Annotated in this window: 5 protein-coding genes; all 5 read left to right on the top strand. The window is 47.9% G+C overall.

The window, feature by feature from the left end; genetic code table 11:
• Nucleotides 1-583: DUF2345 domain-containing protein (locus KHQ28_RS27385; RefSeq protein WP_211777763.1), on the top strand; the 583-nt coding region annotated here is incomplete at its 5' end.
• Nucleotides 580-1,083, top strand: coding sequence for a DUF4123 domain-containing protein (locus tag KHQ28_RS27390; protein WP_046653600.1), 504 nt, complete (start codon nucleotides 580-582; stop codon nucleotides 1,081-1,083). The genes KHQ28_RS27385 and KHQ28_RS27390, both read left to right, overlap by 4 nt.
• Nucleotides 1,077-1,421, top strand: coding sequence for a hypothetical protein (locus KHQ28_RS27395; protein ID WP_032418603.1), 345 nt, complete (start codon nucleotides 1,077-1,079; stop codon nucleotides 1,419-1,421). Before KHQ28_RS27390 ends, KHQ28_RS27395 begins: the two co-directional genes overlap by 7 nt.
• Nucleotides 1,421-2,191, top strand: a complete 771-nt coding sequence (locus KHQ28_RS27400; RefSeq protein ID WP_032418605.1) for a Tox-REase-5 domain-containing protein — start codon at nucleotides 1,421-1,423, stop codon at nucleotides 2,189-2,191. Before KHQ28_RS27395 ends, KHQ28_RS27400 begins: the two co-directional genes overlap by 1 nt.
• Before the next feature lie 2 nt (nucleotides 2,192-2,193).
• Nucleotides 2,194-2,916, top strand: coding sequence for an Imm52 family immunity protein (locus KHQ28_RS27405; RefSeq protein ID WP_223175063.1), 723 nt, complete (start codon nucleotides 2,194-2,196; stop codon nucleotides 2,914-2,916).
• Nucleotides 2,917-3,030: the final 114 nt, after the last annotated feature.

The following is a 3,030-nucleotide window of genomic DNA, read 5'->3' on the forward strand; positions in this document are numbered from 1 at the left end:
GGCGCTGAAGGTGGATGTGGACAGCCAGATAGAGATGTTTGAGCAGAGGCTGAAACCGCTCAATGAAGTCGTGCTGTTCTCGGCCCCGGAAGGCATGGCTCTCACCAGCGGGGAGCGTCTGCAAATGACGGCCACGAAGAATGTCGCCATTAATGCCGGGGGCGATATCAGTGCCGGTGTCATGGGTAACATGACCGCACTGGCCGGGGAGAAGCTTGGGCTCTTTGCCCGGACCGGCCAGCTGAGTCTGAAATCCGGAGAAGGGCCAGTGGAGGTGCAGGCGCAGAATGCCAGCCTGCGGCTGTTTGCAGAGAAGAAACTGACGCTGAGCTCAGCGAGTGATATTTCGTTTGCCGGGAAGAAGCGTATCACGCTGATTGGTGGCGGGAGCTATCTGCGACTTGAGGCCGGGAGGGTCGAGTATGGCACGACGGCGACGTATATACGGAAGGTGAAAAGGACGATGGCAGCTGCCGCTGCATCAATACCGGTTAAGGCTACAACGGGTGGCGGTATCTGCCTGAGCTGCCTGATGAAAGCGACGATGAATGGCGATACTTTTGTTGTAAGAGGTGAATCATGAGCAGTGACAGCTTTAGTCTTGCGGCTCAACACCTGATTTACTCAACAAAAGTGACATTGTATGCCCTGGTGGACGGTCTGCAATATGAGCGGTATTTCGGTGAGGGCCTGTCCGCTCCACAACCCGCCGCCATGCCTCTGTTCGATACCTGGCCGGATTCCCGCATCGCTTTTGCTGGCCCCTGGATAATTCAGATGAGCTGTGCGATGGATATCAGTGAAAAGCTGTGTCATCTGGAAACTGCGCTGCCCTCTGTTTCCTGGATATTGTCGTCTTCTGCACTCACGGAACAGGTGGTTCATCTGAAGAACAATATGAATGTTGGGCTGCCGGATGGTCGGGCTGCTTTGCTGCGTTTCCAGGATCCACGCGTTCAGGTTCGTCTGGCAACGATGCTGAACGACCTGCAACACCAGAAGCTGACAGGTTTAATGCAGGAATGGTTGACAATAGTGGACGGGAAAGTCTGGTCATTTAAACAAAGGGAATTCATATGCTGAAGCTGTCTGAAGAGCAGTGTGCCGGTGTGGACAAAATGGAAGGTGATGATTTTGTTCGCGATACCGCGCAAAGACTGAAGAGGAAATTTCCGGGGATTAACGAACCGGACGACACGTTCCATGTTCGCCTGAGAAAGGCACTGGATTATGCCAATACCCTTCCGCTGAAAGAAAAGAATGTGAAGCGAGATTTTTTGTTTCTGGAGGCATTTTGGCCCGGTTTTTATTTGAAGCCCGAAGTGGATAAATGGCTGAGAACACCGAATAGTTATTCAGTTGATCAGCGGGTTGAAGATTATATGCATGTGATGATAAACCGGGAAAGGAGGGGACTCTGATGGTTATGTTTCCACCAGTAGTTACCGGGGGAATGGGGGGCGCGGCTACCGGAAGCGTCGGTGTGGCAGGTGGCTCAACCGGAACAGCAACATTTCCCGGAGCAGGAAGCACCCATGGCGGCTGGGAAGAAGAGGATATGTCTTATCCTGGCTCAGGTAGTGGGTCGCGTCAGGGGACCGGAGGGTTTGACTATCAGGGAAAACCTTATGATCCGATGCTGAATGACCCCATGGCGGTCAGTGCGGAGACGCACGGTGATTTCTGGGAAGATGATATAGATTACTCCGAAACGGTCAGTTACGAAGGTGTAGACACGAAAGCGGGGGCACAGGCGAAGACGGATGAAAAGACCTGTGATAACTGCCCGCCTGAGGGCAAGGTGATGCCGATGGTGAGACGCTGTTCGCGCTGGAGTGCGGTAACGATTAGCTACCAGACGAGAATATGTGGGACGTACTATAATCCAGAAACTAAACAGATACAGGAATTTAAGTATTGTGGTGTATCGTTTGATGGCTGGAAAGATAAGCTTTGTCAGTTCTGGGAGGCGAAGGCGAGATATGATCAGTTTTTCAGGGCTGATGGTACAAAAAAAGAGTGGTGGCGAGGGGATAACAGTGCAATTAATCAAGCCGGGCGTCATCAAGCTGTTGCGACAGTTAATCAACCTTTAAAAGTAGTTTGGATTTTTATGCAGCCAATGAGTTGCTACTATTTTTCAAAAATCTTCATAAGATTTAAAGATATTGTTGTCAGATGGGAGCCTTGATTATGGATACACGTTTTATAGTAAACTTTGATTATCGTACCAAAAATGATGACATTCAGTTTTCACAAATAATTGAACACTTTGCATTTATCATAGCGCAACTTAATAAGTTATTTCAGGTGGAAAAGAATTGGTATGAAACGGGTTATTCCAGAAAGCAAGCTCTAAATCAGATAGCTTTTCAGAATGGAGGTATCACAGATAACACTCGTTTGAAATGGGAGCGCCGATATAAAAAAAATATGCCGATGTTTGTAGATAGCGTTTGGGATGCCAATGATGATGAGCACAGCTGTGGCATCTCTTATAGAAAAATGTTTTACGAACAAAAAAATAGGGTTTCCGTGGAGTTAAGTTTAGTTGTAAATAATGATGAAAATTCATTGCTCCGATTTATAACGCTCTTATCACATTTGGCTTTATTTTTTGATTGTTCACATATAAGCATCGATTCAAATGGATACAATCTGTTCGGGCGAAACGTATTCCCTGACAGACTGGCTGTAGGTTGGATGTTATACATCCCCCACATAGTCTTAACTGAATTAATTCCAGAAGCAGCCAGAGTTGTGCCGGTAATGGATGGCGACAATCAAAAAGGCACCATTATTGTGTCTACTGAGGAAATATTCGATGGAAACAATAAAGAACACATAGGTAAAGCTAACGACATTGAAATTAAGCTTCTGGATCTTGGCTTATTGCCACTTATGACCGAGCTTTAATTTTGGCAGTCAAGAAGTCGGGATTTACTGGCGCACGATGATGGACGACGTGCGCGGTCTGGGGAGAAAAATGATATCTACGCTCACCTTGACGGGCAGGGGCGCTACCGGGTG

Source organism: Klebsiella sp. 28 (assembly GCF_018223905.1).
In the GTDB taxonomy this organism is placed as follows: Bacteria; Pseudomonadota; Gammaproteobacteria; order Enterobacterales; family Enterobacteriaceae; genus Klebsiella; species Klebsiella pneumoniae.

Coding starts and splice junctions, on each gene's coding strand:
- KHQ28_RS27400 (WP_032418605.1), top strand. CDS start 1,421: ATGGTTATGTTTCCACCAGTAGTTACCGGGGGAATGGGGGGCGCGGCT.
- KHQ28_RS27395 (WP_032418603.1), top strand. CDS start 1,077: ATGCTGAAGCTGTCTGAAGAGCAGTGTGCCGGTGTGGACAAAATGGAA.
- KHQ28_RS27390 (WP_046653600.1), top strand. CDS start 580: ATGAGCAGTGACAGCTTTAGTCTTGCGGCTCAACACCTGATTTACTCA.
- KHQ28_RS27405 (WP_223175063.1), top strand. CDS start 2,194: ATGGATACACGTTTTATAGTAAACTTTGATTATCGTACCAAAAATGAT.